Source organism: Paenibacillus sp. ALE3, assembly GCF_054113405.1.
Map to the genome: position 1 here is coordinate 5499085 of NZ_CM134214.1, position 24989 is coordinate 5524073.

Below are 24989 nucleotides of genomic sequence, written 5' to 3' on the forward strand. Positions count from 1 at the left end.
GTTACCTTCATCTTTGTGGTAATATTTACACCTATATAGAATGAGGAAGTGACATAGTGATTAATATAACGATTCCAACTCCGGATATCACAATTACCAAACAGGTTAACCCTGAGCTCAGCCATATTTATGGATTTACAGATTTCCACCTGATTCCTAGAGATAAGGCTGGTATCTTTATGTTCTACAATGCACAGGAGGAATTACTGTTCGTTGGTAAAGCAAGAAAGTTAAGACCCAGAATCAAAAAGCATTTTGAAGATAACGTATCGCCGATCAAGGCTAATCGGAACGAAGTGGCGATTATTGAGGTCTGTATTGTGGAAGATGCGGTAGATCGTGAAATTTATGAAACCTACATCATCAATTCGCAAAAGGCTAAATATAACGTTGAAAAAGTGTTTTTTAAGTAAAGAAGCAACTACGTCTTATAAAAAAAGAGCAATAAGCCGCAGTCGTGCACTGCCCTTATTGCTCTTTTAAATTCGTGCATTTAGATCCTCTCAAGGACGGGGCGATATAGTATGAACAAAACCGACCGCTTGCTGGCTATCTTGCTAGAGTTACAACGTAAGGATATTATACGGGCCGAGGATTTAGCGGCGATTTTCGAAACGAGTGTGAGAACGATCTATCGGGATATTCAGGCTCTCAGCGAATCGGGCGTACCGATTGTAGGAGCACCGGGTATTGGATATTCTTTGATGGAGGGATACTTCCTGCCTCCTGTAAGCTTTACTGTAGAAGAGGCTGTAGCGCTGCTAATCGGAACAGATTTTGTCGAACAAAAATTTGATACAGATTATGGCATGAAGGCGCAAACTTCACGCAGAAAAATCGAAGCTATTTTACCAGAGAGCGTTCGCAGGGAAGTTGCCCAGGTGCGAACGACCATCAGACTGCTGGCGGTGAGTAAAGGGACAAACCATAGAGAGAAAACGTATTTGGAAACGTTGCGCATCGCTGTATTGGCTAAACAGAAGGTTCGGTTTGGTTACTCCAAAAAAATGCCAGAGGCTGACGGGAATCGCCAAAGTGTGCGTGTGGTCGCTCCTTATGGTCTTGTACTGCTGCATGGTTCGTGGGTTTTGATTGGACAATGCGAATTGCGGCAACAGCTGCGCCATTTCCGTTTGTCGCGTATGAACGATCTGATCATGCTGGAGGACGGTTATCAGTTGCCTATTGATTTTAATTTGCAGGATTATAAGCAAACTGATGACCGCCACATAAATGTTCACATACAAATCCGTTCGGATATTGTAGATAAAGTGAAGGAAGCGAACCATTTTTACATGGAGTCCATGGAGGAGCGTGAGGATGGAATCCATGTATTTTTCCGTGTTAGACACCCAGAGGAATTACTATCATGGATACTTGGTTGGGGCGCAGATGTGGTAGTGCTGGAGCCTGAATCGCTTCGCGAGCGTGTCCGGACAGAAGTGGAAAAAATGTTGAAATGCTACTGACATAATGCTGTCAGTAGCATTCTTGTATAGTAAAGCTACTTTGATAGAGAGGGGCATTTACTATATGAATACAAGCGAAACATTACAGCGTTTTGAAGAAACGGTACAGCACTATCTTCTTGAATTGGACAGCTTTAGCCTGGAGCAATTGCAGTACACACCGCAGGAGGGACAATGGTCGCTTGGACAAATGTATCTTCATTTGGTGAACTCTGCTCTTTATATGCATCTTAGGAACATAGATCTTTGTCTACAGTCTAATGGGGAAAAAGGGACTAAAACGGAGGCGGGCACAGCCGCATTTAACTTGGGAAGCTATCCACCCATACGTATCCAAGTCCCACCATCTCCGCAGTATACTCCCCCCCAACCGACGAGCAAAGAAGAGATTGCAGAAGGATTGAATGTGGTGATCCGTAAAATGAGAGAGATTGAGCCGACTGTTGAGAAATCAACAGGATCGTCTACCGTCTCTCATCCTGGATTTGGCGCGTTGAATGCGGGAGAGTGGTTTAGACTCATCGAGATGCATTATCGTCATCATCTTTTGCAGATGGAGCGCTTGAAGCACGCAATAGCCGGTTAATTGTCTCCCGGCGTAGCCCGATGAACTGTCCGATTTCCTCCTGCGTCAGTACGTCTGTTAACGTAGCGGGTGCGATGTAGGAGTGGAACCAGCGTTGAAGCTTCCGAAGCTTCTCGGCAGGCGATACCTCCGTGAGCTGGTCAATTCGTTGCTGCATCATGCGCAGCTTATCCTGTAGCTGCAAAGCGATGGCTCGACATTGAGCCGGGTCCTGCTCCAGCTTCAGGTACCATTCTTTTTGCGACAGAACCTCAATCTCTGAGGTGACCAGCGCCATCGCGGTACCATAATAGGGATTGGGACTGATGAGGGAGTGGTGCGGGATGATTTCATCGGGCACAATTACATTAACTAAAATTTGCGAGCCGTCTTCATGGACTCGGATAATTTTTAACAGGCCGCTTTTTAAGTGATATAAAGGGCCAGTTTCCCCTTGTCGAAATAAGGTCTCGCCTTTGTGTAATATCATGAACGTGTATAGCCTCCATTTCATGTATTCCAGCTTTTAGATGAACCCGCCATTGACGCGGATGGTCTGTCCGGTAACCCACTGCGATTTAGCGCTGACCAGAAACTCAATCACATCAGCGATATCTTCCGGTTCACCGAGACGACCCATAGCATTCATTTTCTTCATGCCTTCGATCTGCTGCTCTGTTTTTCCTGCTTGAAAAAGCTCTGTGTTGACAGGGCCGGGAGCCACGGCATTGATCGTAATTTGCCTGCTTCCGAACTCCTTGGCTAGCTGACGGGTAAATTGCTCCACCGCGCCTTTCGTACCCGCGTATACGCTATAAGCCGGAAACATTTGTCCGATCACGGATGTGGAGAGGTTTACGATTCTCCCGTAATTCTCCATGTATTTCATCGCTTGCTGACAGGCAAAGAAGGTACCTTTTACATTCAGCGCGAATTGTTGGTCAAAATCAGCTTCGGTCACCTCAGCCAGAGGTTTGGTAATCATCAGCCCGGCATTGTTAACCAGAATATCCACTTTGCCGAATTCAGCAATCGTATTGGTAAATAAGGCTTCAATATCGCTCATCTTGCCCAGATCAGCGTGGAGAGCTATGGCTTTTCCGCCTTTTTGAATAATGCCTGCTACAACTTCTTTAGCTCTATCCGGACTGTTGGCATAATTGACAACTACAGCAGCACCTAGATCAGCCAGCTGCTCAGCAATGGCACGTCCAATTCCCCTGGATGAGCCAGTGATAATTGCTATTTTCCCATCCAAATGCTTCATATGTGTTTGGCCTTCTTTCTATATAGTTAAAGATATCCCTTTTTCTAAAAGCATCCACACTTCCGAAAACTCCCGCTCAATCGCCGGACTCTTCCATTCGTAAGCATGTGCGGGATGATGGAAACGGGTTGTGGCATAGAAAAGCGTACGTGCCAGTTGGGTGGGTTGATCCACTGTGATGCCCCCGCGCGCAATAATGTCAGCGAGCTGATCCACAATGTGGGCGATATGCTGGTCGATTAAATCCGCGGCTTGCTCGGTGACCCGAGTATACATCCCGAACATTTCCTCGTCATCGCGGGCATAATACTGCTTAAGCTCGATCAAGGTCTGTATATATCGTTTTAAGTGCGGTATTCCTAGCACAGATGAATCCTGGCATATCTTCGTTAACGGATCGATTATCTTTTCATTTAGCCATTTTTCGGTCACGCCTTCAAGAAGCTCGGCTTTACTTTTAAAGTGTCGGTAAATAGTGCCGTGACTTACTCCTAATACTTTGGCAACATCCGTCACGGAGCTTTTAGCTACACCAAAACGCCTAAGTGTGTCTTCTGTAGCAATGAGAATCTGTTCCTTGGTCAGTATATCTGAGGATTTTTCCATAGAGACACGGTTAACTTACCGTGTGAGTCACCTCCTTGAAGTCAGGATAACACAATGAGTATCAAATGACAAATATTTGTTTTTGTCATTTGATACTCATTTTTTAAAAGAATCCAAAGAAGTGACCAGAAAAACTACAATAGCGATTCGATGACAGGATCAATAGCACAGGGCGCTGTTGTTACTTCAAATCTGCCTTTTACATGGCCATCGCGGTTAATCAGGAATTTGGAAAAATTCCACTTGATACCGTCGCCGACGTATATTTCTGGATATTTATCCCGTAGGAATTCCTCCATCCATTGACCGTCTTTGGTCTGGGTATCGAAGCCCTGAAACGGTGCCTGTTGGGTCAGATATTGAAATAAAGGATGAGCAGATAAGCCTCTTACATCCGTCTTCTCAAATAGCGGGAAGGTTAATCCATGGTTATTTTGGCAGAATGCCTGAACCTCCGAATTGCTACCCGGCTCTTTTTCATTGAATTGGTTACAAGGAAACGCAAGGATTTCAAAACCTTGTTCCCTCCGTCTTTCATAAAGCTTTTGCAGATCAGCGAATTGACTGGAGAAGCTACACATGCTGGCAGTGTTTACAATAAGGAGAACCTTACCTCTATAGTTTGAAAATTCAAACGGTTTCCCGTTAATTAAGGTTGCTTGAAAATCATAAACAGACATGTTAACATTCCTCCTCACGTTACTTTTTAATACATATCGTATATCCAGAATTGCTATTGGTCTAATATATTATTGGAATCAACTTTATAGGTATTTACAATAACCCCGTCATGTAAAGATACATTGTCCATCTATCTTTTGAAATCAAAGAAGGCTCGACATAGAAAATAGGAGATTCGCTTCTTACATAGCAAACTGTGGCATTCGCCGTTACCAAGATAGAATATAGATGCATATTCATGTAGTGTGTGCAAAAACCCAACAGAATCGAGGGATATTCGTGCCCATTGGAAAGATGATTCAATACAAGGAAATGCAACAACATCCCATTTTACGCTCGCACTTGCCCGAAACCCGCTGGATTACGAATGCAAGGACTTTACGGATGCTGGATACCTATCGCACAGTCTTCATCAAGCCTAATTATGGGAGTGGGGGAACCGGCATCATACGCGCGAAAAAGGTAGGGAGGAGATATGAAGTTCGTTGCGGCTCCAGTCGCAGAGTCGTTAGATCCCACGCCGTAAGAAGAGCAATTAGAAGCTACCGAAGACCTCATCGTCGTTATTTGGTACAGCAAGGACTCAAGTTAGCCAAGTACAAAGGTTCAATTTTTGATGCCAGAGTGTATATGCAAAAGCCAGACTCGGAATGGGTTATCTCAGGGGTAACTGGTCGTGTCGCTGCACCCCGAAAAGTGGTTACCAATTATCGGAAGGGAGGACATGCGGCGCCGTTATCCAAAGTGCTTTTAAGGGTTTTTAAAAATGACAGAGCAAAAATGAAAGAGATTTTGGACCAGATCATCGAGCTTTCTAGAATTATTGCCGACACGATTGACAAAAACCATCCGGTTCGCGAGCTGGGCATCGATCTTGCTGTTGAGAAGAGCGGCCAAATCTGGATTATCGAGGCCAATCCGCATCCCGGACATATGTTATTCAGGCAGCTCCCTAATCATAAGATGATTCGCAACATTTTGAGAAACAAACGTCGTATTCATCATCATTAGGATAAAGTGTTTTAAATCATTTATGAATAAGATAAGGAGGAGAACGCCCAAGCAGAGGTGCGGGAGCGTTCTCCTCCTTTTGTTGTATGACTGATCGATCTTAGCCAAAGCTTTTATGTTAAAATGTGCCCGCCATCCACATGGAGGACTGTCCCGGTCACAAACTGATTTTCAATCAAATAAAGTACGCCTCGTGCCACATCCTCCGCAAGTCCAACTCGTTTCACAGGAAGCCTATTCGCCACCGTACCATAGAATTGATTACGCGTGTTTTCAGACATTTTACTGCGGGAAGGTGTATCAATAATGCCAGGGGAGACGACATTCACGCGAATAGGAGCAAGCTCTAACGCCAAAGTCTGACCAAGATTCGAAACTGCTGCATTCACAGCCCCAAGTGCTGAGGACCCGACCATCGGTTTGTATGCCACCACTCCTGAAAATAAGGTAATGGAACCCTGGGTTGAGAGTTGGGAAGACCCATATTTAGCTGCATAATACTGGCCCCAGAACTTATTTTCGAATAGTTTGCGGGCATCTGTCGTTTCCGATTGAAGGAATGATCCACCTGATGTTTCTGCCGCGCTCACTACAAGATGGTCATAGGAGCCCACTTTTTCGAAGAAAGACTTTACCTGCTGCTCATCTGTCGTGTCCAGCACATATATTGTTGCACGAGGGCCCAGCATCTCTTTGGCCTTGTGCAATTTATCTTCAGAGCGGCTGGCAATAATCACTTCTCCTCCTAACGAAATGATTTGCTTAGCTGTTTCTAAACCAATACCTGAACTTCCACCTATAATCACAATCTTTTGGTTTTGCAAATGAATCCCTCCTATAGTTTAGCTGGATTTGTTACTCATGGAATACGTCTTTCAAATGAACTGCGAGATCAGTAATAAACTGATATATATTCGGGTTTTTAATGACGTCGTAGCATGCAAAGCTTTTTAAGGGCTCCATACCGAGAAATGCATGTGCAGAATGCAAATGACGGAGTGCTGCCTCTAGGCCATTGCCCTTAAAAAATTGAGTTGGATCATTAAAGGCTTTTTCTGGAGCATTCCAGGTCGTCGAGAACATATATTTCTTATTGGTTAATAAACCTCCGCCCCCATATGTGCGAGAACCCGTGAAGAATACACCGTAGGCATAGACCTCATCCATATAGGTTTTTAATAATCCAGGAACACTGAACCAATAGATAGGTGTTTGGTAAATGACTACATCCGCCCAGATAAATTTTTCCTGTTCCTCGCTGATGGTATAACCATTCTGAACAGACGTTGTCTTAATTTTGTTCTCTTCGCTTAAGAGACGCACCATATGGTCCATCAATGTTTGGTTCAGATTTCCTTCAGAAGAGTCATACTTTTGGTGACCATTAATGATTAATATATTTTTCAACTCTTCACCTCCTCGTAGTAGAGAAAACATTATTGGCTACGACGATATTGTATATGTAGTAAGTTCATTTATGGAAGTAGTGATATTTAATTCATATAGTTTCCTAAAGGAAACTATTGTGATACCATTGGGTTTAGCAGATTTTTTTGTGGAGGGAGTTCCTATGCATGTCCCAGAACCTATTGAATTGACGAAAGGAATACCAGGCCAGCCGTGCCCTATTGCCCAAACGCTTGATTTAATCGGAACCAAATGGACTTTTTTAATTATTCGTGACCTTCTGATCGAAGGAACACTGAGATTCAGCCAGCTTCAGAAATCCATGAAAGGAATTAGTCCCAAGACGCTTTCTCTGCGCCTAAGGGAACTCGAAGACAACGGTCTATTAGAAAGAAAGGTTTATCCGGAGGTTCCCCCGCGGGTTGAATATTCGTTAACGGAAAAAGGGAAGCGCCTGGAAGGTATTTTTATTGAGCTGAAGAGATTTGGCTTAGATTTAAAAGTAGATCATTGAGGATTTAACTGAAACATGCAAGGTATCGTTGAGATGAACGATGCCTTTTTTGTGTTCTAAAAAAGAGTGTCTATCGAATTGTTCACAAAATGTTCACTTATGTGAGAGTTTCGACTATTTATATAATTAGCAAAGCAAAAGAAGGGATGATGGAATTGCCAACAACGAAGAAAGAAAATTTTTATTTTGGTTTAATGATGTGCTTGGGGATGGTCGTATTCATGACATTGTATAATCTATATACAAATGGCTTGATTGGCACCATGTCTCTAAAGGCAATGCTTCTTCAATTTATTTTATGTTTTATCACTGCTTTCGTATTGGAATTATGTATTGTCGGTCCAGTAGCAAAGAAAATAGCCTTCTCATTACCGTACGACAAATCCAAAAAGCTATTTGTAATTCTATCCCTTTCATGTTGTGTGGTCATTGGCATGGTTCTCTGTATGTCACTTTATGGTTTGGGGACGGCTTACTTTTTTAATAGTCTTTCAGAAGGCTCATTATTTAAAAATTACTTGTCTTTAGTTGTTAAGAATTTTGCGTTTGCTTTTCCTCTACAGCTCTGCATTGTAGGGCCGCTTGTTCGCTATTTATTTGTTAGATTCGTGAAAGGTACAAGTATGGGGATGCCATTAGGCAAAAACGTAGTTAACGACGGTATTCGATAGCTCAACAGCCGCCTTCTGTCTGAGAAGGCGGCTTGTTTTTTTACCCAGAAACTCAGTACCTTATAGCGTTTGTCCGCTGTCTACTGTAATCATCTGGCCTGTCATGGCTTCCTGTTCCAAAGCAGAGCAGACCATGCTGGCAATATCCTCAGGTGTGGAAATGCGCTGTAGCAGCAGATGAGGAGCCAATTGTTTCATTTGTTCTTCCCTACCTGCCCACCATCTTGTCGCCACCGCTCCTGGTACGATGCAATTGACTCGAATATCAGGGGCCAGGGATCGTGCTAACGATTTGGTCAGCCCGTGGACGGCTGCTTTGGATACTGCATAGGGTAGTGAGGAACCTAGCCCTGTTTGTCCAGCTATACTTCCCAGATTGACGATAGCTCCTTGTTGACTATGCTTCATACTAGGAGCTACGGATCTAGCACAGTAAAACATGCCTTTCACATTGACATCCAAGAGATCATTCCACACCTCTTCCGTAACGGCTTCTAGATCTTCCATCAGAATATGATGTGTAATGCTGGCGTTATTCACCAATACATCAATCGTGCCGTATTGCTGAACAATCTGCTCGACCATATCCCGTACTTCCCGATCTTGGGAAACATCTGCCTGTAATGCAATTGCACTTCCTCCCTGTTCAAGTATCATACGTACGGTTTCCTCTGCATCGTCTTTAGAACGGGAATAGTTTACGACTACCGTAGCCTTTCGATCTGCTAATTCTATACATATCGCTCTCCCAATTCCTGTACCGCCGCCTGTAACTAGGGCTACTTTTTGATGTAAATCCATGTATATCCGCTCCTTAGCAAACTCGTTAGTGTTGTGTGAGAAAAGTAATATAATCTGTTATGGATCATTGTAGAGGATGTATTATATTTTGTATAATTGAATTAACTGAACTTTTAATTCAATAAACTTGAATTAAACAAGCGACTTGGGAGTAGGAGAATGGATATTAAAGCACTCAAAACATTTCAGATGATTGTGAATTACGGGAGTTTTATGCGTGCGGCGGAAGCGTTGAATTATGCGCAATCCACTGTGACGATGCAAATACAGAAGCTGGAATCCGATCTAGGAGTTCAACTAATTGAGCGGGGCAAGAAAATAAAGTTAACTGAAGCTGGCAGGATGTTTTATGAGCAAAGTTTGCCCATTGTAAAAGACATGGAGCAACTGCAGGAAAATATGGAGAACCTGCAAAGGGGAACCGCAGGTGACATTCGTATAGGAGTGACTGAACCGACCGCCAGTTACCGACTGCCCGAAATTTTAAAACGATTCTTAAACCATTACCCTCACATTCGGGTTTCTGTTGAGTTTGGTAATACACCTACATTAAGCGAGCGTATTCTCCAAGGGGATGTGGACATCGCATTATGCTCTGCCCCGGATTTGGGTACAGAGCTATATTTTGAACCTTTATTTAAGGAGAATTTTGTAGTTTTGATGCCTGAACATCACCCTCTTGCAGAAAAGGAGTGCATTGGACCCGCAGATTTACAGGGGCATCGCCTACTTATTACGTCGTCCATCTGTCCTTATCGGCGCAAACTTGAAATGGTCATGAAAGAACATGGAATAACTACGTTAGACACGATGGAAATTGGCAGCATGACGGCTCTAAAATCTTATGTGGAATGTGAATTAGGGATTGCCCTTGTGCCCCAGATACTAGTCCATCCTGTCCCGGCAGGAACAGCAGTGAGGCAATTAAGCGGCAGCTTGATCGATATGACCTTTGGTCTTCTTTGTAAAGCAAACGAGGCACCGCTGAAGCTGGCAAGCTCAAGGCTATATTCTGTGTTAAAGCAGGAGCTTGGGCAATTGTCGTGAGCATACGATATCAAACCGACTGCAATAGGCAGCCGGTTCGTTTGGTTATTTTTTCGTAATGGGAATCCATACTTCACTTCGGTATTCCTCAGCATGAGTATCTCCCATGGTATATACTTCTAGCTCAGGCCCGCCTGAGTGCTCATAGTTGCTGGCAGGGAACCATTCCTGGTAAATTCTTTGCCATACCTTCTGGATCGAGTGAGGCATAGGGCCGATGGATGTAAACACGGCCCAGGTTGCAGCCGGGATGGTTCTGGCTTCTAATCCGTTCGAGGCTGCTACGTCTTCACTGCCCTCTGCGGCGATAAGGTAGCTAAACGTTTCCTCACCGTGCTTCATGTCCAGACATATACCGAGGATATCATCGCCTGTCCCCAAGGCATGAATGCGATCCGATGTGCCATCTGCGTTAAGTTGATCCCAGAATTTTGGGATTTCCCGAAGGTTTTCACCATTTTTAGTAGTAACTTGAATGGACTTCCCAATGACCGTAAAGGGCGCCTTCTCTACAATTTTATAATCCATTTCCTGATCTCCCTTCAGTGATAGATGGAAGGTGATGCGCGGAAAGGCCTTCAGGTTCACCCCCGGGTTTCTGGCCTCAGAGGGAGAAATACCGTGTACCTTTCGGAACGCTTTAGAAAAAGATTCGGGGGAATCATATCCGTACTTGAACGCAACATCCAGTACTTTGGTGGTAGAAAGACTCAATTCCTGAGCAGCCAGGGTCAATCGACGTTTGCGCACATATTCTGCTACCGTAACGCCAGTCAGCATATAAAACATCCGTTGAAAATGAAAGGGCGACGAGTAGGCCGCCTTTGCAATTTCATCAATATCGAGGGGCTGCTGCATTCTTTCTTCCATTAGATCGAGTGCGTTCTTGATCCGAAGCAACCATTCCAACCACATCACCTTCCTTGGTTGTAATCATATCATTCACGGTGTCCGTCATCCTGTCTTTGCGTGCTTTTGTCGAACAGGATATCATCAGCCTGCCCCTTGTGTTCATAATTAAAATTTGGGACAATACAAGAAGTGTTTGAATAGCGCAGAGCGCTCAAACATGCTATGATGCAATGATAGTTGAGACGAGTCGTGATGGCTAGGGTTTATATATAGAAATACGAATTTTAACGTTTGAAAAGAGGATCGAACATGAAAAAGGAATCCATTTATGGATTAACGCTAGACCAATTGACAGCATGGCTCTTGGAGCATGGACATAAAAAATTTCGGGCATTGCAGGTATGGGACGCATTGTACCGGAAACGGATTACTGATTTTGCTGCGATGACAGAGGTTCATGAGAATTGTACTCGCCTGTTGGCAGAGAACTTCTCTATTGAAACCCTGGAAGAACATGTGAAGCAACAATCAGCAGACGGGACGGTCAAGTTTTTGTTCCGTTTGCAGGATGGTAATTTGATTGAGACGGTATTAATGCGGCATAAGTTTGGATTATCCGTATGTGTGACGACGCAGGTGGGATGCAACATTGGATGTAGCTTCTGTGCAAGTGGGCTGTTGAAGAAGAGCCGTGACCTTTCCAGTGGTGAAATCGTAGGACAAATTATGAAGGTGCAGTTGTATCTGGACCAGGAACGTCCGGGCGACCGGGTCAGTCACGTTGTGGTAATGGGAATTGGCGAACCGTTTGATAACTTTGTGAACCTGTCCGATTTCATTCGGGTCATTAAGGATCATAAAGGGCTGGCGATTGGGCCGCGGCATATTACCGTGTCCACAAGTGGCCTTGCCGATAAAATCATTGAATTTGCTGATTCCGATCTGCACGTTAATCTTGCGATCTCCCTCCACGCTCCGAATAATGAGATCCGTACCCGCATTATGAAGATCAACCGGGCGATCCCGATTGAGAAGCTCATGCAGGCGATTGATTATTACTTGGACAAAACCAATCGTCGGATTACGCTGGAGTACATCTTGCTGAAGGATGTTAATGACGGTAAGGAGCATGCGCTCGAACTGGCTGAGCTGGTGGGCCATCGTCGCAATCTGGCGAACGTGAACCTGATTCCATACAATCCGGTGGATGAGCATAGTCAATACCAGCGGAGTGAATCGGAGTCGATTACTGGCTTCTATGATGTTCTGAAAAAACAAGGTATTAGCTGTAGTGTTCGGCTGGAGCACGGAGTCGACATTGATGCGGCCTGCGGACAGCTACGCAGCAAGCAAATTCGCAAGGACGCGAGCGGCAGCCGCAATGCGGAGCGCGAAGCGATTAGTTAAAATGTACGAGCGTACTCTCTAACAGGAGTACGCTTTTTTTATACATGAGCCATCGAACAAAACGTCAACTATAAATGTGAAAATAGTCACGTAATAGTTGCTGCTTTTACGTTATAGTGAGTGGTTAGTGGAGGGGTTATATGGCTAACGTAATTTCAAATGTGGCGCTCGTTCCGGGCATTTATGTGATGAAGATAGAGGGGAAATTTAAGGGGAAGATGGGTCAGTTCTACATGCTGCGAAGCGGGAATGGTTACCCACTGCTGCCCAGACCCATCAGCATTTATGATATTGGGGAAGAGAGCATTTCCTTTTTGTACCGGGTTGTTGGAGAGGGGACCCATCTATTTTCCCAATTACAGCCTGGTCAGGAGATTCAATTGGAAGGACCCTTTGGAAACGGGTTTCCGCAGGTTGAGGGCAGTTTGGCTTTAATCGGTGGTGGCATGGGTACAGCACCATTGTTATTGGCTGCAAAATATTACCCGCATGCAGACGTTTATCTGGGGTTTGCACAGCAGGCCTTCGGGGTTGAAGCGTTCGAGGCTGCGGCAGCATTTGTAGAGGTCAAGGTAGGGGGGAGCATCGTCGAGCAGGTCGATCCGGCTTGCTATGCGAATATGTTTTCCTGCGGGCCAACTCCGATGTTGCAAGCACTCGCGCTGAAAACGGCGGGTACAGCGTCCCGCTTATATATTTCAACAGAAAGACATATGGCCTGTGGTATTGGCGCATGTTTGGGCTGCACCATGCGTACCCGTGGAGGCAATCGGAGGGTATGTAAGGAAGGGCCTGTATTCCCGGTGGAGGAGGTGGAGTTCGATGATCTCCATGGCGTGTAATATAGCAGGTGTATCGTTCAAAAACCCGATTATCATGGCATCCGGTACGTTTGGGTTCGGGCGTGAGTATGCGGAATTCTATTCTCCTGAACTACTCGGCGGTATCGTCGGCAAGGGGTTAACCCTTCATCCGAAGGCGGGGAATACAGGGCAACGAATACATGAGACAGCATCAGGCATGCTGAATAGTGTAGGATTGGAAAATCCGGGTGTGGCGGCTTTTTTGAAGGATGAACTGGATGACATGACTCGCTGGAATACAGCTGTTATTGCCAATGTGGGCGGCTCCAATCTGGAGGAATACGTTCAGGCTGTAGCCATGATTACGGAAAACGCGCAAAAACGCCGTACAATGAACCGTAGAGGCGTTGACATGCTGGAATTGAACATTTCATGTCCCAATGTGAAGCAGGGTGGGATGCAATTTGGTATCCAGACAGAGGTAGCGCGGGAGGTGGTGCGTCAGGTGCGCAATGTGACGGCGCTTCCGCTAGTTGTCAAGCTGTCTCCAAATGCAGAGAACATCACGCAGATGGCGATTATGTGCGAGGAAGAAGGCGCCGACGGCGTTTCGCTGATCAATACATTTTCTGCAATGAAAATAGATATACGCCGGCGCCGCAGTGTGTTCGCCAACACGTATGCAGGCCTTTCCGGACCGGCAATCAAGCCGATTGCCTTGCGCATGGTTCACCAGGTGGCGCAGGCGGTATCCATTCCCGTGATCGGGATGGGCGGGATCAGCTCTGTGGAGGACATTATTGAATTCACCATGGCAGGGGCCGCCGCCATTCAGGTGGGAACGTATAATTTTGTCCATTTACATGCAGGAGCTGAGTTGGTATATGGACTAGAACAATGGATGCAGCAGGAAAAGGTGCAGTCGTTGGATGAGATACGAGGAATTTTGTAAATTTAGCACTCATATGTGTATAAACTTGAGCATACAAAACCGGCTTGTCTTCTAAGGCAAGCCGGTTTTGTATTTTATTTTACCGAACCAGCCAGACTTGACTAATGGTTAATATCGCATTTGTTCAAGATGAACGAAATTTGATTTTCCAGCCGGTGAATGGCTTCCTTGGATGCCTGGTCATTGGCACCTTGTGCCTGAAGCGTAGCGAGCTCCTGCTTGAGTTGATGAAGGTCTTCTCCTGCATGAGCGCAGTCGTAATTGCTCTCGAGATTGTCAATCATCCGTTATCCTCCCTTTCGTCAGGTATACGTCCTTATTATGGAGAATTGACCTTTCCTTATTCAGCATATTGTTTTATTTCAGATAAAGGCTGCGTTATCCACTAATGGGGCGCGTAAAGCTTGTAAAATAAGAAGGGATTTTGTCAAACAATGTCGAATAAAAAGGGATTATAGGGGCAAGATAGGCTCTTCTTCCCATTGGAGAGCTTGATAAAGAAGCTGGGTGATAGGGTTGCGGTTAAAAGGTAAGTTGAAACCGAGAAGACAATTCAAAGTTTCGCTACAATTCATGATTATTATTTTGGTTGTTTTAGTTATTATTATTTCCTTGATTATATCCTTGCTTCTCATTCGTAATTTCGTGATTAACAAGCATTTTGATAATACGAAGGAAAAACTTTCAGGTATTGCCAAGGTGGTTGCCAGTGACAACGATGTTATTCGTAATGTTGAGCAGGGAGTCCCTGTGAAGCAGATCCAAGACTATTCGCTTGGAGTAATGCATAACGTTAATGTGGATTTTGTAGTCATACTGAACCACGATTTAATTCGGCTTTCCCATCCGAATGAAACCATGATTGGCAAGCCATTCTCTGATTTGGACGATGCCAGAAAAGCACTATCCGGTCAGGGACATTTTTCTGAAAATATCGGTGTTTTAGGCCAAGGCTACCGTTATTTTACGCCGATATTTAATCAACAGAAAGAGGTCATTGGCATTGTATGTGTAGGACTGACCATGAGAACGCTAAATCATGATTTGATGCAGGCGCAGTATACCATTTTTGGAGGACTGATGCTGGGACTCTTTAGTGGAGTTCTGGGCGCGATCATTCTGGCACAAAAAATCAAAACGATCTTATTTGGTCTGGAACCACAAGAGATAGCAACACGATTACGTGAAAAAGTAATTATTGAAAATGAGGTCGCTGAAGGAATTATAGCCATTTCGGCTGACAAGAAAATTATGCTTATGAACAAGGAAGCTCAGGCCAAGTACCAACTGGCGAATCAAGACAGAAAAGCCCCGATTGGCGAGCAGATCGATACCAACTTTTATAACGCGCTCTTCAAGAAAGTGTTTGATAGTAAGAAGAAGATCAAGGACCGCTCGTTTTATGTGAATGGTATAGAAGTCATTGCGACAGTAACCCCTATACATGTAGAAAATGAGTTTTTTGGGGCAGTTGCTACACTGCGCGACCAATCCGAGATGATTCATCTTAGCAATCAGTTGAGTGGCACAAAATATTATATTAACTCTCTTCGCGGACAGACGCATGAGTTTATGAACAAAATGCACGTGATCTCCGGACTGATTGAGATGAGGAAATATGAAGAAGTCAGTCAGTATATTCAGCAGCTAAATCACCGGTATCAAAATGAAGTAGGCTTTCTAACAGAGAGGATTAAGGTTCCGGCTTTAGCAGGTTTTATTATGGGGAAAATCAACGAAGCACGCGAGCAGAATATTTCAGTGTTACTGGAAGAAAGCTCGAATGTATCCAATCTAGAGATGCAGGACATTGTTCATGATGTCATACACATATTGGGCAATTTTTTTGACAACGCGATAGACTCCATTTTACAAAAAAGGCAACCCGGCAAAATTGAATTGAAATTGAATTATGAGTGTGAGGGAAATGTGTTTATTTTGAAAGTGAAGGATAATGGTATGGGAATTGACTCTGAAATGCAACAAAGAATATTCGAGCATGGCTTCTCAACCAAAGGAGAGGACAGGGGGTACGGTTTGAATCTGGTTAAGACCATGGTGGACAATCACCAGGGCATCATTGAGATTGACAGCCAACCGGGTCTAGGAACAAGTATCTATGTAGAGTTGCCCTGTACATTGGAGGTGACGAGTGAATGAAGGTACTCATTGTTGAGGATGATCCTATGGTTGCTGAGCTCAATCAACAGTTTATTGAGCGTATGGACAACTTGGATGTGGTATGTAAAGCAGATACTGTCCAGAAGGCACAGGATTGTCTTCAGAAGTTCACACCTGATCTGGTATTGCTGGACGTTTATTTACCCGGGAAAAGTGGATTAACCTTGTTATCCCATATGCAGGAGCAGCAGTACCATGCTTCGGTTATTTTAATTACGGCTGCAAAAGATATTCAAACGGTAAAGGAAGCTGTTTTCTATGGAGTGGCAGACTACCTAATTAAGCCTTTTACATTCGAACGCTTTAAGCTGGCTGTTGAGAAAATCCAGCGTTTGGCCACGGTGATGGAGGAAGGGAACGGAATTAATCAAGCTGTCATTGATCAATATTTTAATAAAGAAGAGCCTATGGGTGTAGAAAAGAAAAAACCTGCTGAACAACTTTCCCCAAATCTATCGAAAAATCTGTCTAAAAACTTGTCCAAATTGACCATGACTACCATACTGAAGAGTATCCAAGAGCTGGACGGACCTTTTTCGGTTGAAACATTAGCCAGAGAAGTGGACTTGTCCCGTATTACAGTCAAAAAATATATTCAGTTCCTGGTAGACGATGGCTTCCTGATTGAATCGATAGAATACCACAAGGTTGGAAGGCCGCTAATGCTCTATCAGATCAATTCGGATATAAAAGAACCGCCATTTCCAGTATGATCTGGAGATAGCGGTTCTTTACTGTCCAATGAGTGTGCCAAGCTTCCTACCCTATTTCATAGCGAGAACAGGAAGTGGGACCAGATTGTCCGAAGAATGAGTTGTAATGATATCATGGAAGTTTTCGTAGCTGGTTTCAATCATGTTGGATAACGCAGTAACGGTATTCGAGCCGGCATGAGGTGTGACCAACACTCTTGGATACAGCTCCACAAGCTTCTGGATCGTTGGGTCCGGGAGCATTTGCCATGGGTCAAATGCTTTAAAAAATAGTTCTTCCTCTTTAGGAAAGACATCTGTTCCGAACCCTTCCAAATGATTGCTGAGCAAAGCATCCAGAATGGCTTGGTTATCTTGTAATTCCCCACGTGAGGTATTGATGAGAATAGACCCTTTTTTCATTTTTGCTAAAAAGCTGGCATTAATCATTTGGTCGTTCTGTCCCGGCAGGTAAGGAACATGCACACTGACGATATCACTCTCTGCCAGTAGTTCATCCAAGGTTGTGAATGGAATGACGGCCTTGGCAGCCTCCGATTGGTACACATCATAGCCGATAACAGAAGCTCCTAATCCTTTAAATAATTTGGCTTCCGTCAGGCCGATGCGACCGACCCCGATAATCCCAACTTTACAATTGTGAATCTCTTTGCTGAACGTATGCTCGTCCACAATAAAATTTTTGAAAGAGCTTTTGGTAGTCATGTAAGCAGTGTGACGGAGCAGCATCATAGCAAGCGTTAAGGAAAGCTCTGCAATGGCATTCGGAGAGTAGGATGGCACGCGTGCGACCTTCATTCCAAATTCGCTGCAGGCATCCAAATCAATATGGTTGATTCCGACGGTTCTGGTGAAAATATATTGAATGCCGTACTGATTGAATTTTGCGAGATTTTCCCGATTGGCAGCACAGTTTCCTCTTAACAAAACAGCATCGTGATGCTGGGCCAGTTCTGCATTGCTGGAGGTCAGCAGCTCTTCTACCAGCGTTAGCTGGAAGTTATATTTATTAAGCTCATGGAAATAGGGCTTCTCATATGAACGGGCACCATAGCAGATGATTTTTAACATGTTGTTTTCCCCCTGATTTAGAAAATTCCAATTTTATCGATGACATTAAGCGTAATAATCCACACCGGAATCATGACGACGGAAGTGATAGTTGATAGAAGCGATGCGTTGGAAGTTAGTACAGCTTCCTTATCAAAACTGATGGCATAGGCTGCGGCTACGGTAGCTGTAGGAGTAGCCATCATAATGACAATGGTAGATAAAGCGACAGTATCGACCGACAGAATATGAGATATAGTCAACAAAGCCAGCAAAACGATGTTCACAATAGGTACCAGCCAAACTTTAACAAGGCTGTAATACCATGATGTCTTGTCTGTAGCTGCCGACTTGAAGCTGATTTCACCCAAAGTTGAACCAATCGATAACCAGGCCAATGGAGAAGCTAGTCCGGCAAGGTAGGTCATGGGCTTGAACAACCAGACAGCGGTTTGATCAATTCTTAGAAAAGCAAACTGCTGAATGGTCCCATCCTCTGTAGCCACACTCATTTGCGGTAAATAACCCTGGAACAACCAAACAAACAAGCCTATAAAAGTCGCAATAACAATCGGATTCAAAAACATAGTTTTGAGATTTTTAAGCTCCATTTTTAAGCCGCTCATTTTGATATAGCCATAAGAATATAAGAAAATGCGGTAGCCTATATTAAAAATGGAACTGTACATCACTCCGGTAGGACCGTAAATGGCACCGACAATGGGAATTCCGAAAAAAGTAGTAGAACCGAAAATGGTTAGTACCCGTAAAACATCCTGCTTATCCTTGTTGTAGCTCAGGAAGAACGGCTTGGAGATAAAGATGAGAATGATATAAATGAGAATCCCCCAGATTAAGACATTCATGCCTTGTTTTAATATGGTAGGATTGATATCCTGCATGAAAGAATTAAAGGCTAGTGCCGGTAGAGCCACGGTGAGAACAACCTTAGATAGCATCTTTCCTACGGCTGCGGTAAAAATCCCCTTCTTGCGGCAAAAGAAGCCGAGCAGGATAATAAAAACGGTAGAAGCGATAGAACTGACAATGCTGTTATCTGTTAAGGTCGCTGTAATCATTTCTAGTAAAGACATAGATAAAACCCTCTCTTGTACCTTTTTTCACATAAATGATGATGCAAAATGTGACAATGCAATTCCCTGATCTTTTGGCCAAAGTGTTTGGTTTGCACCTTTATAGTAAAAAAACTTTGTGAAAAAAAGAACAATATCTAATTAATTTAACTTATGAAACTAATTTAAAAAATTTATACGTTACATCAGGATGTAAATGTGAGGTGCTTATCAACATACATGCTATAATATAAAAAATTAATTCCAACCTGGTTAGTGGGTTAAATGGATAAGACAAGCAGGAGGGTCCGCATGAATCCGATACAACGTATACTGAACAAATTTCAGCTAATCGTGCTGGACGGCGCAATGGCGACTGAACTAGAACGTCACGGGCATGATCTAAACGATAGCTTATGGTCAGCCAAAATCCTCTATGAACATCCAGATTCGATCAAGCGTGTACATCGAGATTACTTTGAGGCTGGGGCAGACTGTGCGATTACGGCGAGCTATCAGGCCACTGTGGAAGGCTACGTTCAACGAGGGCTGAGCGAAAATGAGGCGTTGAAGCTGATTCAGTCATCGGTACTGATTGCTGTAAAGGCACGAGATGAGTTTTGGGCCGATGTGACGGCTACTGCAAGTCAGCAGCATCGTCCCAAGCCGCTGGTTGCGGCCTCTGTCGGACCCTATGGAGCTTTTCTGGCTGATGGTTCAGAGTATCGCGGTGATTACAAGCTGAGCGAAGAGCAGCTTATGGAGTTTCACAGGCCGCGCATGAAAGCTCTGATCGAGGCGGGAGCAGACATTTTAGCTTGTGAAACGATACCCTGTCTGGTGGAAGCCAAGGCTATTGCCCGCTTGTTGAAGGAATTCCCTGGTACATATGCCTGGATCAGCTTTAGTGCAAAGGATGAGCAGCATATCAGTAATGGCGAGTCTGTCGCCGCATGTGCAAAGTGGCTGAATGAGCATGAGCAGGTGGCTGCGGTAGGGATCAATTGCACGTTGCCCAAATTCATTCCATCTCTTATTCACGAAATACACAGCCATACGGACAAGCCGGTGGTGGTATATCCCAATCTGGGGGAGGAATATGACCCGGTCACCAAAACATGGCAAGGCCATACTTGTACAGAGACGTTCGGACAGAGTGCCCGTCAGTGGTATGAAGCAGGAGCGCGTATGATTGGTGGCTGTTGTCGGACTCAGCCACAGGATATTAGAGAAATCGTGGCATGGTCGAGAGAGGTATAAACGAGAATAAACTTTCAGGGAAGGTTATCATGGAGTTTTCCTCCATTGCCGCAAAAGAACAAGCAGGCTGAACCGAGTTATACTCCAGTAATGGAGCAACCTGGTTCAGCCTGCTTTTTGTAAAGAATGAATTTCTAAAGCCTCGCTTCGTTCGCTATTTCTCTACCTCTCTACCTCTCTATCTCTTTGCCAATCCAGATCAGCTTTCCACCAAACGTTCCAGCAACGCATCTCCATTGCGGCTGACCCGAATATAGGCGTAACGAGCGTTCTGTTCAACAGTACGCCCGGTTCCTTCAGGGATGAAATAATTCTCAACACCGTACAGAATACGAGAACCATTCCATTGTCCGTTAAGAATGATTTCATGATTGGCAAGCACTTCACCATCTTGATATAGACGATCAGAGATGTATACTCCTTGGCTATCTGGTGTGAGAACGACTTTAACTTTGCCTCGGTTCCAATCCTTCTCCTGAAGAGGGTCCTTGGAAGGAGGGGTAGAAATATCGTAATTCAGTGCCACATAGTCGCCCTGCAACAGGGAACGCGGATCTATAGGAGCCAGCTTGAGCTTAACGGAGGCACCTGTGGCGAGCAGGGTTTCACTTCTCGCCGTCTGATAGCCGATAATCCCCAGCTGTAGTACGATGACGATGGCAATGAGTAACGGGCTTAAGCGCATAAAGCTAAAGCTGCGGTGGTCGGCGTCGAATGCTGCTTTGCCGCTATGAGCCATTCGTCGATCGAACCACCAGGTAATTCCGAGTGTAATGATCCCCAGCAGCGCCAGTGTAAAAGATTTATACAGCAGCGTCCACAATAAATCATAGTATTTGAAGCCGATAAAAATAAACCAGAATACGACGCTCGTAATGGCCTGCGATTTGTGTTTGTGACGAATAAAGGCAAAGACCATCCATGTAACGATAATAAAATAAAAAATATTAATGAACATATAAGAGTGTGGAATGACATCCTCAAAAAACGTCGCCCAAAACAGGAACAATAAGCCGAAGAATAATGAGCTATCCCGAAGATGTTCTTTTAACTCTGTCTTGAGCACAAAGTAGCTTACCCCATATAACACGGCATTGAGCACGAATAGGGCGAAGATGATGAATTCATAGGTCCAGTTCCAACCATACCATTCTTGATACTGCTTTAATAAAACAGTCGCCATATTCAGGTTTACAAAAGTATAGGCAAAAAATTGCTGCCTTTTCCCCTTGGAGCGAAACCATCCGGCGATGGAAACGATCAGAAATAATACTGAAAGTAACGTCTGGTCTGACCATAGAATGGCCGCCAGACCGGTAATATAGCTGATGGTCAGCAGTGTATAACGGACTACAGAATCCAGCTTGGACTCCGGTATGACAATCATCGTAATCATCAGCAGCAAAGACACACTCAGCAGTACATATTCGGTGTGATTTACGTTTGTGCTAATCACAATCAGTCCAATGAGGGATATACTGCCAATCAATACTCCAACCACTTTGATTACACGGGATACGGTTTTGCTGATCCATTCACTACTGCGGTCTTCGGAAACAGTTGTCTGCGCATCGGATTTTGCAATATCTTCTTTGTTCTCATTGGGTATTTCTCCAGCCTCCGGAGACGGTTTTCCCAAACGATTTAAATAACGGAAAAACCATACGTTACCCGTCAGTAGCAGTGCCACAAAAATCAAACCGAAAACAAAGAATAAAGATGAAGAGTACGCCTCTGCCAGCTCTATAAATTTAAAGACAGCAAAAGCCGAGAGCGCCAATGCATTCAAGGTCAATAACGTTTTATTCAGCCGAACCTTGATAAATATATAAAATCCTAAAGCAATCACAGCGATATGCGGTATATTCATGATCAGGCCATACCCATCGAATGCAAAGGAGTTGGTCATCGCCAACATAGCTATATGGAGAACAGTAAAGCTCATATATTGTAGTGGAGCCGAATGTATACGATGAAGGAACGTCAATAGAAATAGCACCAGATTGAATATTGCGAACACTCCAGCGATGGACAACGATTCCAGTTGGCTATAAGACGGGCTTTGCATCGTTGGATAGAAGTAAAGCCATACCCCTAAATGAATCAGTACATAAGACAGCATATATAAAGGATTGTAGCGAGTAATCCAGCTAAGCAGTAAAGCCGGCACTGACCAAATGAAAAACAACCCGTAGCTGTCCGCATGGGAGTTGTAAATTTGACCGAGCAACGCCACGGAAACGCCGAAGGCTACACAGCCAGCCACCAGAAATATATTGGACAGAAAAGCTTGTTGCCCGGGAACAGCACGTATACGTGCAAATACAAAAGATAAGCCATAAAACAAAACAATAAGCGCAACAGCTAGCACAATTTTGACTGTTCGATCCAGTCCGCCCCAATTGGAGGCGAAAAAATAAATAATCGCAGCCAGTATCAGTGAGATGCCCAGCAGATAACCTGTACGTATAGCATTGAATCGCAGCATGGAATTCACGTACCTTTCCTGTTGGTTTGATGCTTATTATAGCGTTGATAGCGCTCAGAACCAAGTACAAATTAGGATCAGGTCATAAAAAAGGGAGAGCCGCCGTATGATGGTGGTTCTCCTGTATCATTACTGGATCCCGACTAAGCGTTGGCAGTGCGGATCTCTTGCCGGGACTGATGCCGGAAGCGATACTCTCGAGGTGGTATTCCTGCTGTTTTCTTAAATGCCTTGGAAAAGGTGGACATATCGGTATATCCGATGGATTGGGCGATAATCGACAAATTGTAAGTAGTCTGTTCCAGCAATCTTTTGGCTTCGTTAATCTTAAGGGTTTGCAAATACTTGGCGGGGGACATGAGAAAGGTGGAATGGAATTTACGTGAAAAATGCGCACGATCCACACCTACATGCTCAGCAATTTGCTCGATTGTAACACGGTCACAATAATGCATTTCGATGTAATCTTTCCCCTGCTGGAGCCAATAATCAGAGCATACAGAGTTGCGCAGCGCGCCAGAAGTGTTGCGGGACAACTCCTCGAAGATCTGGTGTAGTGTAATTAAGCGGGCCAGATCGCTGCCCTGTCTGTTGTGGTCGTTGACGATGGAAAATAGGTTGGAGATCAGTTCGAGGATGTCCTCGCTCACTGCGTTAGCTAAAAATGGCTTAGAAGGGTTAATCCCGATCCGCTCCAGCAGCGCCAGAGATTTTGGTCCCTCAAAGGCGATCCATACCTTTTGTAATGGGTGCTCTTGGTCGGTGTAATATTCATAGGCAAGATGGGGGAAAAAACAGAACAAATCAGACTTTTGAACACGATACTTCTTTTCCTTATAAATGAACTCAGCCTGACCTTCAAGTACAAAAATAAAATAAAAATAAGGGACAGCCTTGGGGCCGACATGACAGCTTGTCTTCGAAATATCCACACCCAGTCTGACTGGCCAAATGGCACTGGATTTTTCCAGTTCGGTTGTTGTGAAATAATGGTCTTCCACGATGTCGAAGTGATCTTCATTCTTTGTTCTTCTCATCATTGTCACCTCTCCTTTGGTGGGGATAAGGGAATTTTGATTTTATTGTATATAAAGGAAAGTACAATTACAAGTTAATTCATTGGAATATGGGGTTATAAAATTAAAACGGTTTATAGAGGATACTGTTTATACCTGCTGTCGGATCGTGTCATGGGTAAAACATTCGAATCCAGTAGCATTCAGATATGCATGATAAAGGCTCCATGGCTGGTTTGAGACGAGCCGTGGAGCTTTATAGAGTCCTGCGCTATACGATTAGCCTGTGTTTATACGTTCAGGATTCCTTCTTTTGGAGTAACATTAAAGGCTTTAGCCAGATCCGACAGCTCCTGATCTGTAATCCGTTGCTGGATATCATGCTTAGCAATCAGCATATAAATTTGCGCTGCTTTTTCAATCGTTTCAATCAGGCCAAATGCTTCATCAATGGAGCTACCTGTTCCGAAAATGCCGTGATGAGGCCATAATACAGCGTGATGATCCTTCATTTTTTTCGCTGTTTCACGGCCGATTTCGCTGGAGCCTGGCACCATCCAAGGGATTACACCGATACCGTCTGGAAAGACTACGATACATTCGGTACACATTTCCCACAGCGTTTTGGTGAATTTGTTTTCGTCCAAACTATGAATAAAGGTCATGGCAATGACATGAGTGGCATGATTATGGATCACAACCCGATGGTTAGGATCGACCTTCAAGCGTTCAATGTGGCTCATAAAATGAGATGGCAATTCGCTGGTAGGAACCGCGTCATGCTTGAGGCCCCACAAAACTTCTAACTGCTCACCATCTTGGGATACACGCAGGACTCCTAAATTGGCTTCCGGATCGGCAATAACGTTTTTGAAGTACTTGCCTGATCCAGTGACAATAAAATATTTGCCTGCCAGTTCATTCACTGGGAAAGCGGGTTTAATCGTTCGAATGACTTTTTGAATATCAATATATTTGGCAACCTCGGCCTCATCCAGAATATAACTTACATTGCCTCCATTGCGTTCATCCCAGCCGAATTTCCACATGTTTTGCGTAATTTCCGCCATCTCGCGAACAAATGGGATATCCAGTCCTGATTTTCGTTCTTTTTGATTCTCCAGCACAGTAGTCATGGATGATCTCTCCCTTTGG

27 protein-coding genes are annotated in these 24989 nt (G+C 44.3%); 13 read left to right on the forward strand and 14 right to left on the reverse strand.

Going from position 1 to position 24989, the window contains the following annotated elements; all coding sequences use genetic code 11:
* Nucleotides 1–56: 56 nt before the first annotated feature.
* The 3 genes from ACXHJ2_RS24735 to ACXHJ2_RS24745 all read left to right on the forward strand — a co-directional run bounded on the left by ACXHJ2_RS24735 (nt 57) and on the right by ACXHJ2_RS24745 (nt 2055).
* Complete coding sequence (locus tag ACXHJ2_RS24735) at nt 57–413, forward strand: nucleotide excision repair endonuclease (protein ID WP_016822573.1); 357 nt, start codon at nt 57–59, stop codon at nt 411–413.
* A 111-nt stretch (nt 414–524) separates the two neighbouring features.
* Nucleotides 525–1469 (forward strand): helix-turn-helix transcriptional regulator, encoded by a 945-nt coding sequence (locus ACXHJ2_RS24740; protein WP_165082120.1) that lies wholly within the window; start codon nt 525–527, stop codon nt 1467–1469.
* A gap of 64 nt (nt 1470–1533) precedes the next feature.
* Nucleotides 1534–2055 carry a DinB family protein gene (locus ACXHJ2_RS24745; protein ID WP_165082118.1) on the forward strand — a complete coding sequence of 174 codons (522 nt, stop codon included), beginning with the start codon at nt 1534–1536 and terminating at the stop codon, nt 2053–2055.
* Here the strand turns inward: ACXHJ2_RS24745 and ACXHJ2_RS24750 are convergent.
* The 4 genes from ACXHJ2_RS24750 to ACXHJ2_RS24765 form a co-directional block, all read right to left on the reverse strand.
* The gene (locus tag ACXHJ2_RS24750; protein WP_064962810.1) at nt 1988–2524 is read right to left on the reverse strand and encodes a Crp/Fnr family transcriptional regulator; all 537 of its coding nucleotides are present in this window, start codon (nt 2522–2524) and stop codon (nt 1988–1990) included. The two genes, ACXHJ2_RS24745 and ACXHJ2_RS24750, sit on opposite strands and share 68 nt — an antisense overlap.
* Nucleotides 2525–2560: 36 nt before the next feature.
* Nucleotides 2561–3301 carry an SDR family oxidoreductase gene (locus ACXHJ2_RS24755; protein ID WP_013373776.1) on the reverse strand — a complete coding sequence of 247 codons (741 nt, stop codon included), beginning with the start codon at nt 3299–3301 and terminating at the stop codon, nt 2561–2563.
* Between the two features lie 18 nt (nt 3302–3319).
* Nucleotides 3320–3907 (reverse strand): TetR/AcrR family transcriptional regulator, encoded by a 588-nt coding sequence (locus ACXHJ2_RS24760; RefSeq protein WP_165082116.1) that lies wholly within the window; start codon nt 3905–3907, stop codon nt 3320–3322.
* Between the two features lie 134 nt (nt 3908–4041).
* Nucleotides 4042–4587, reverse strand: a complete 546-nt coding sequence (locus tag ACXHJ2_RS24765; RefSeq protein WP_165082114.1) for a glutathione peroxidase — start codon at nt 4585–4587, stop codon at nt 4042–4044.
* 229 nt (nt 4588–4816) lie between these two features.
* On the opposite strand from ACXHJ2_RS24765, the gene ACXHJ2_RS24770 reads away from it, so the two are divergent.
* Nucleotides 4817–5599, forward strand: coding sequence for a YheC/YheD family protein (locus ACXHJ2_RS24770; RefSeq protein WP_043886073.1), 783 nt, complete (start codon nt 4817–4819; stop codon nt 5597–5599).
* 113 nt (nt 5600–5712) lie between these two features.
* Here ACXHJ2_RS24770 and ACXHJ2_RS24775 read toward each other — a convergent pair whose 3' ends face one another.
* A complete protein-coding gene (locus tag ACXHJ2_RS24775; RefSeq protein ID WP_064962806.1) occupies nt 5713–6423 on the reverse strand; it encodes an SDR family oxidoreductase in 711 nt (236 codons plus the stop codon).
* Nucleotides 6424–6454: 31 nt separating this feature from the next.
* Nucleotides 6455–7006, reverse strand: coding sequence for an NAD(P)H-dependent oxidoreductase (locus tag ACXHJ2_RS24780; protein WP_165082112.1), 552 nt, complete (start codon nt 7004–7006; stop codon nt 6455–6457).
* 163 nt (nt 7007–7169) lie between these two features.
* Between ACXHJ2_RS24780 and ACXHJ2_RS24785 the strand changes: the two genes are divergently transcribed.
* Both ACXHJ2_RS24785 and ACXHJ2_RS24790 read left to right on the forward strand, forming a co-directional pair.
* On the forward strand, nt 7170–7520 hold the full coding sequence (locus tag ACXHJ2_RS24785; RefSeq protein WP_107733890.1) for a winged helix-turn-helix transcriptional regulator: 351 nt from the start codon (nt 7170–7172) through the stop codon (nt 7518–7520).
* A 155-nt stretch (nt 7521–7675) separates the two neighbouring features.
* Nucleotides 7676–8191, forward strand: coding sequence for a hypothetical protein (locus tag ACXHJ2_RS24790; protein WP_165082110.1), 516 nt, complete (start codon nt 7676–7678; stop codon nt 8189–8191).
* Nucleotides 8192–8251: 60 nt separating this feature from the next.
* Here ACXHJ2_RS24790 and ACXHJ2_RS24795 read toward each other — a convergent pair whose 3' ends face one another.
* Nucleotides 8252–8992, reverse strand: a complete 741-nt coding sequence (locus ACXHJ2_RS24795) for an SDR family NAD(P)-dependent oxidoreductase (RefSeq protein WP_165082108.1) — start codon at nt 8990–8992, stop codon at nt 8252–8254.
* Nucleotides 8993–9151: 159 nt separating this feature from the next.
* Here ACXHJ2_RS24795 and ACXHJ2_RS24800 point away from each other — a divergent pair, with 159 nt between their 5' ends.
* On the forward strand, nt 9152–10039 hold the full coding sequence (locus tag ACXHJ2_RS24800; RefSeq protein WP_040102536.1) for a LysR family transcriptional regulator: 888 nt from the start codon (nt 9152–9154) through the stop codon (nt 10037–10039).
* Between the two features lie 45 nt (nt 10040–10084).
* Here the strand turns inward: ACXHJ2_RS24800 and ACXHJ2_RS24805 are convergent, their stop codons facing one another.
* A complete protein-coding gene (locus tag ACXHJ2_RS24805; RefSeq protein ID WP_165082106.1) occupies nt 10085–10954 on the reverse strand; it encodes an AraC family transcriptional regulator in 870 nt (289 codons plus the stop codon).
* A 246-nt stretch (nt 10955–11200) separates the two neighbouring features.
* Here ACXHJ2_RS24805 and rlmN point away from each other — a divergent pair, with 246 nt between their 5' ends.
* The 3 genes from rlmN (at nt 11201) to ACXHJ2_RS24820 (ending at nt 14053) form a co-directional block, all read left to right on the forward strand.
* Nucleotides 11201–12298 carry a 23S rRNA (adenine(2503)-C(2))-methyltransferase RlmN gene (gene rlmN, locus ACXHJ2_RS24810; protein ID WP_165082104.1) on the forward strand — a complete coding sequence of 366 codons (1098 nt, stop codon included), beginning with the start codon at nt 11201–11203 and terminating at the stop codon, nt 12296–12298.
* 140 nt (nt 12299–12438) lie between these two features.
* Complete coding sequence (locus tag ACXHJ2_RS24815; RefSeq protein ID WP_165082102.1) at nt 12439–13140, forward strand: dihydroorotate dehydrogenase electron transfer subunit; 702 nt, start codon at nt 12439–12441, stop codon at nt 13138–13140.
* A complete protein-coding gene (locus ACXHJ2_RS24820) occupies nt 13121–14053 on the forward strand; it encodes a dihydroorotate dehydrogenase (protein WP_165082100.1) in 933 nt (310 codons plus the stop codon). The genes ACXHJ2_RS24815 and ACXHJ2_RS24820 overlap by 20 nt, the downstream gene beginning before the upstream one ends.
* Nucleotides 14054–14154: 101 nt before the next feature.
* On the opposite strand, the gene ACXHJ2_RS24825 is transcribed toward ACXHJ2_RS24820, so the two are convergent.
* The gene (locus ACXHJ2_RS24825; RefSeq protein WP_013373763.1) at nt 14155–14337 is read right to left on the reverse strand and encodes a hypothetical protein; all 183 of its coding nucleotides are present in this window, start codon (nt 14335–14337) and stop codon (nt 14155–14157) included.
* Between the two features lie 289 nt (nt 14338–14626).
* Here ACXHJ2_RS24825 and ACXHJ2_RS24830 point away from each other — a divergent pair, with 289 nt between their 5' ends.
* Nucleotides 14627–16213: an ATP-binding protein gene (locus tag ACXHJ2_RS24830; RefSeq protein ID WP_013373762.1), complete on the forward strand. Its 1587-nt coding sequence runs from the start codon at nt 14627–14629 to the stop codon at nt 16211–16213.
* Nucleotides 16210–16947, forward strand: a complete 738-nt coding sequence (locus ACXHJ2_RS24835) for a response regulator (RefSeq protein ID WP_090737663.1) — start codon at nt 16210–16212, stop codon at nt 16945–16947. Before ACXHJ2_RS24830 ends, ACXHJ2_RS24835 begins: the two co-directional genes overlap by 4 nt.
* A 51-nt stretch (nt 16948–16998) precedes the next feature.
* Here the strand turns inward: ACXHJ2_RS24835 and ACXHJ2_RS24840 are convergent, their stop codons facing one another.
* Nucleotides 16999–18018, reverse strand: coding sequence for a 2-hydroxyacid dehydrogenase (locus tag ACXHJ2_RS24840; protein ID WP_129550243.1), 1020 nt, complete (start codon nt 18016–18018; stop codon nt 16999–17001).
* Between the two features lie 17 nt (nt 18019–18035).
* Nucleotides 18036–19091, reverse strand: coding sequence for an AEC family transporter (locus ACXHJ2_RS24845; protein WP_013373759.1), 1056 nt, complete (start codon nt 19089–19091; stop codon nt 18036–18038).
* A gap of 291 nt (nt 19092–19382) precedes the next feature.
* Here ACXHJ2_RS24845 and mmuM point away from each other — a divergent pair, with 291 nt between their 5' ends.
* Nucleotides 19383–20330, forward strand: a complete 948-nt coding sequence (mmuM, locus tag ACXHJ2_RS24850) for a homocysteine S-methyltransferase (RefSeq protein WP_165082098.1) — start codon at nt 19383–19385, stop codon at nt 20328–20330.
* Nucleotides 20331–20529: 199 nt separating this feature from the next.
* On the opposite strand, the gene ACXHJ2_RS24855 is transcribed toward mmuM, so the two are convergent.
* The 3 genes from ACXHJ2_RS24855 to rhaD form a co-directional block, all read right to left on the reverse strand.
* Entirely contained in the window at nt 20530–22818 is a 2289-nt protein-coding gene (locus tag ACXHJ2_RS24855) for a GDYXXLXY domain-containing protein (RefSeq protein WP_185156522.1), read from the reverse strand.
* 143 nt (nt 22819–22961) lie between these two features.
* Nucleotides 22962–23858, reverse strand: coding sequence for a helix-turn-helix domain-containing protein (locus ACXHJ2_RS24860; protein WP_165082096.1), 897 nt, complete (start codon nt 23856–23858; stop codon nt 22962–22964).
* Nucleotides 23859–24124: 266 nt separating this feature from the next.
* The gene (rhaD, locus tag ACXHJ2_RS24865) at nt 24125–24970 is read right to left on the reverse strand and encodes a rhamnulose-1-phosphate aldolase (RefSeq protein ID WP_165082095.1); all 846 of its coding nucleotides are present in this window, start codon (nt 24968–24970) and stop codon (nt 24125–24127) included.
* Between the last annotated feature and the right edge of the window lie 19 nt (nt 24971–24989).

Bases quoted from the DNA above. Each gene is read 5' to 3' on its own strand.
- ACXHJ2_RS24740 (WP_165082120.1), top strand. From the start codon at position 525: ATGAACAAAACCGACCGCTTGCTGGCTATCTTGCTAGAGTTACAACGT.
- ACXHJ2_RS24745 (WP_165082118.1), top strand. From the start codon at position 1,534: ATGAATACAAGCGAAACATTACAGCGTTTTGAAGAAACGGTACAGCAC.
- ACXHJ2_RS24750 (WP_064962810.1), bottom strand. From the start codon at position 2,524: ATGATATTACACAAAGGCGAGACCTTATTTCGACAAGGGGAAACTGGC.
- ACXHJ2_RS24755 (WP_013373776.1), bottom strand. From the start codon at position 3,301: ATGAAGCATTTGGATGGGAAAATAGCAATTATCACTGGCTCATCCAGG.
- ACXHJ2_RS24760 (WP_165082116.1), bottom strand. From the start codon at position 3,907: ATGGAAAAATCCTCAGATATACTGACCAAGGAACAGATTCTCATTGCT.
- ACXHJ2_RS24765 (WP_165082114.1), bottom strand. From the start codon at position 4,587: ATGTCTGTTTATGATTTTCAAGCAACCTTAATTAACGGGAAACCGTTT.
- ACXHJ2_RS24770 (WP_043886073.1), top strand. From the start codon at position 4,817: ATGCATATTCATGTAGTGTGTGCAAAAACCCAACAGAATCGAGGGATA.
- ACXHJ2_RS24785 (WP_107733890.1), top strand. From the start codon at position 7,170: ATGCATGTCCCAGAACCTATTGAATTGACGAAAGGAATACCAGGCCAG.
- ACXHJ2_RS24795 (WP_165082108.1), bottom strand. From the start codon at position 8,992: ATGGATTTACATCAAAAAGTAGCCCTAGTTACAGGCGGCGGTACAGGA.
- ACXHJ2_RS24800 (WP_040102536.1), top strand. From the start codon at position 9,152: ATGGATATTAAAGCACTCAAAACATTTCAGATGATTGTGAATTACGGG.
- ACXHJ2_RS24805 (WP_165082106.1), bottom strand. From the start codon at position 10,954: ATGTGGTTGGAATGGTTGCTTCGGATCAAGAACGCACTCGATCTAATG.
- rlmN (WP_165082104.1), top strand. From the start codon at position 11,201: ATGAAAAAGGAATCCATTTATGGATTAACGCTAGACCAATTGACAGCA.
- ACXHJ2_RS24815 (WP_165082102.1), top strand. From the start codon at position 12,439: ATGGCTAACGTAATTTCAAATGTGGCGCTCGTTCCGGGCATTTATGTG.
- ACXHJ2_RS24820 (WP_165082100.1), top strand. From the start codon at position 13,121: ATGATCTCCATGGCGTGTAATATAGCAGGTGTATCGTTCAAAAACCCG.
- ACXHJ2_RS24825 (WP_013373763.1), bottom strand. From the start codon at position 14,337: ATGATTGACAATCTCGAGAGCAATTACGACTGCGCTCATGCAGGAGAA.
- ACXHJ2_RS24830 (WP_013373762.1), top strand. From the start codon at position 14,627: ATGATTATTATTTTGGTTGTTTTAGTTATTATTATTTCCTTGATTATA.
- ACXHJ2_RS24835 (WP_090737663.1), top strand. From the start codon at position 16,210: ATGAAGGTACTCATTGTTGAGGATGATCCTATGGTTGCTGAGCTCAAT.
- ACXHJ2_RS24840 (WP_129550243.1), bottom strand. From the start codon at position 18,018: ATGTTAAAAATCATCTGCTATGGTGCCCGTTCATATGAGAAGCCCTAT.
- ACXHJ2_RS24845 (WP_013373759.1), bottom strand. From the start codon at position 19,091: ATGTCTTTACTAGAAATGATTACAGCGACCTTAACAGATAACAGCATT.
- mmuM (WP_165082098.1), top strand. From the start codon at position 19,383: ATGAATCCGATACAACGTATACTGAACAAATTTCAGCTAATCGTGCTG.
- ACXHJ2_RS24855 (WP_185156522.1), bottom strand. From the start codon at position 22,818: ATGCTGCGATTCAATGCTATACGTACAGGTTATCTGCTGGGCATCTCA.
- ACXHJ2_RS24860 (WP_165082096.1), bottom strand. From the start codon at position 23,858: ATGATGAGAAGAACAAAGAATGAAGATCACTTCGACATCGTGGAAGAC.
- rhaD (WP_165082095.1), bottom strand. From the start codon at position 24,970: ATGACTACTGTGCTGGAGAATCAAAAAGAACGAAAATCAGGACTGGAT.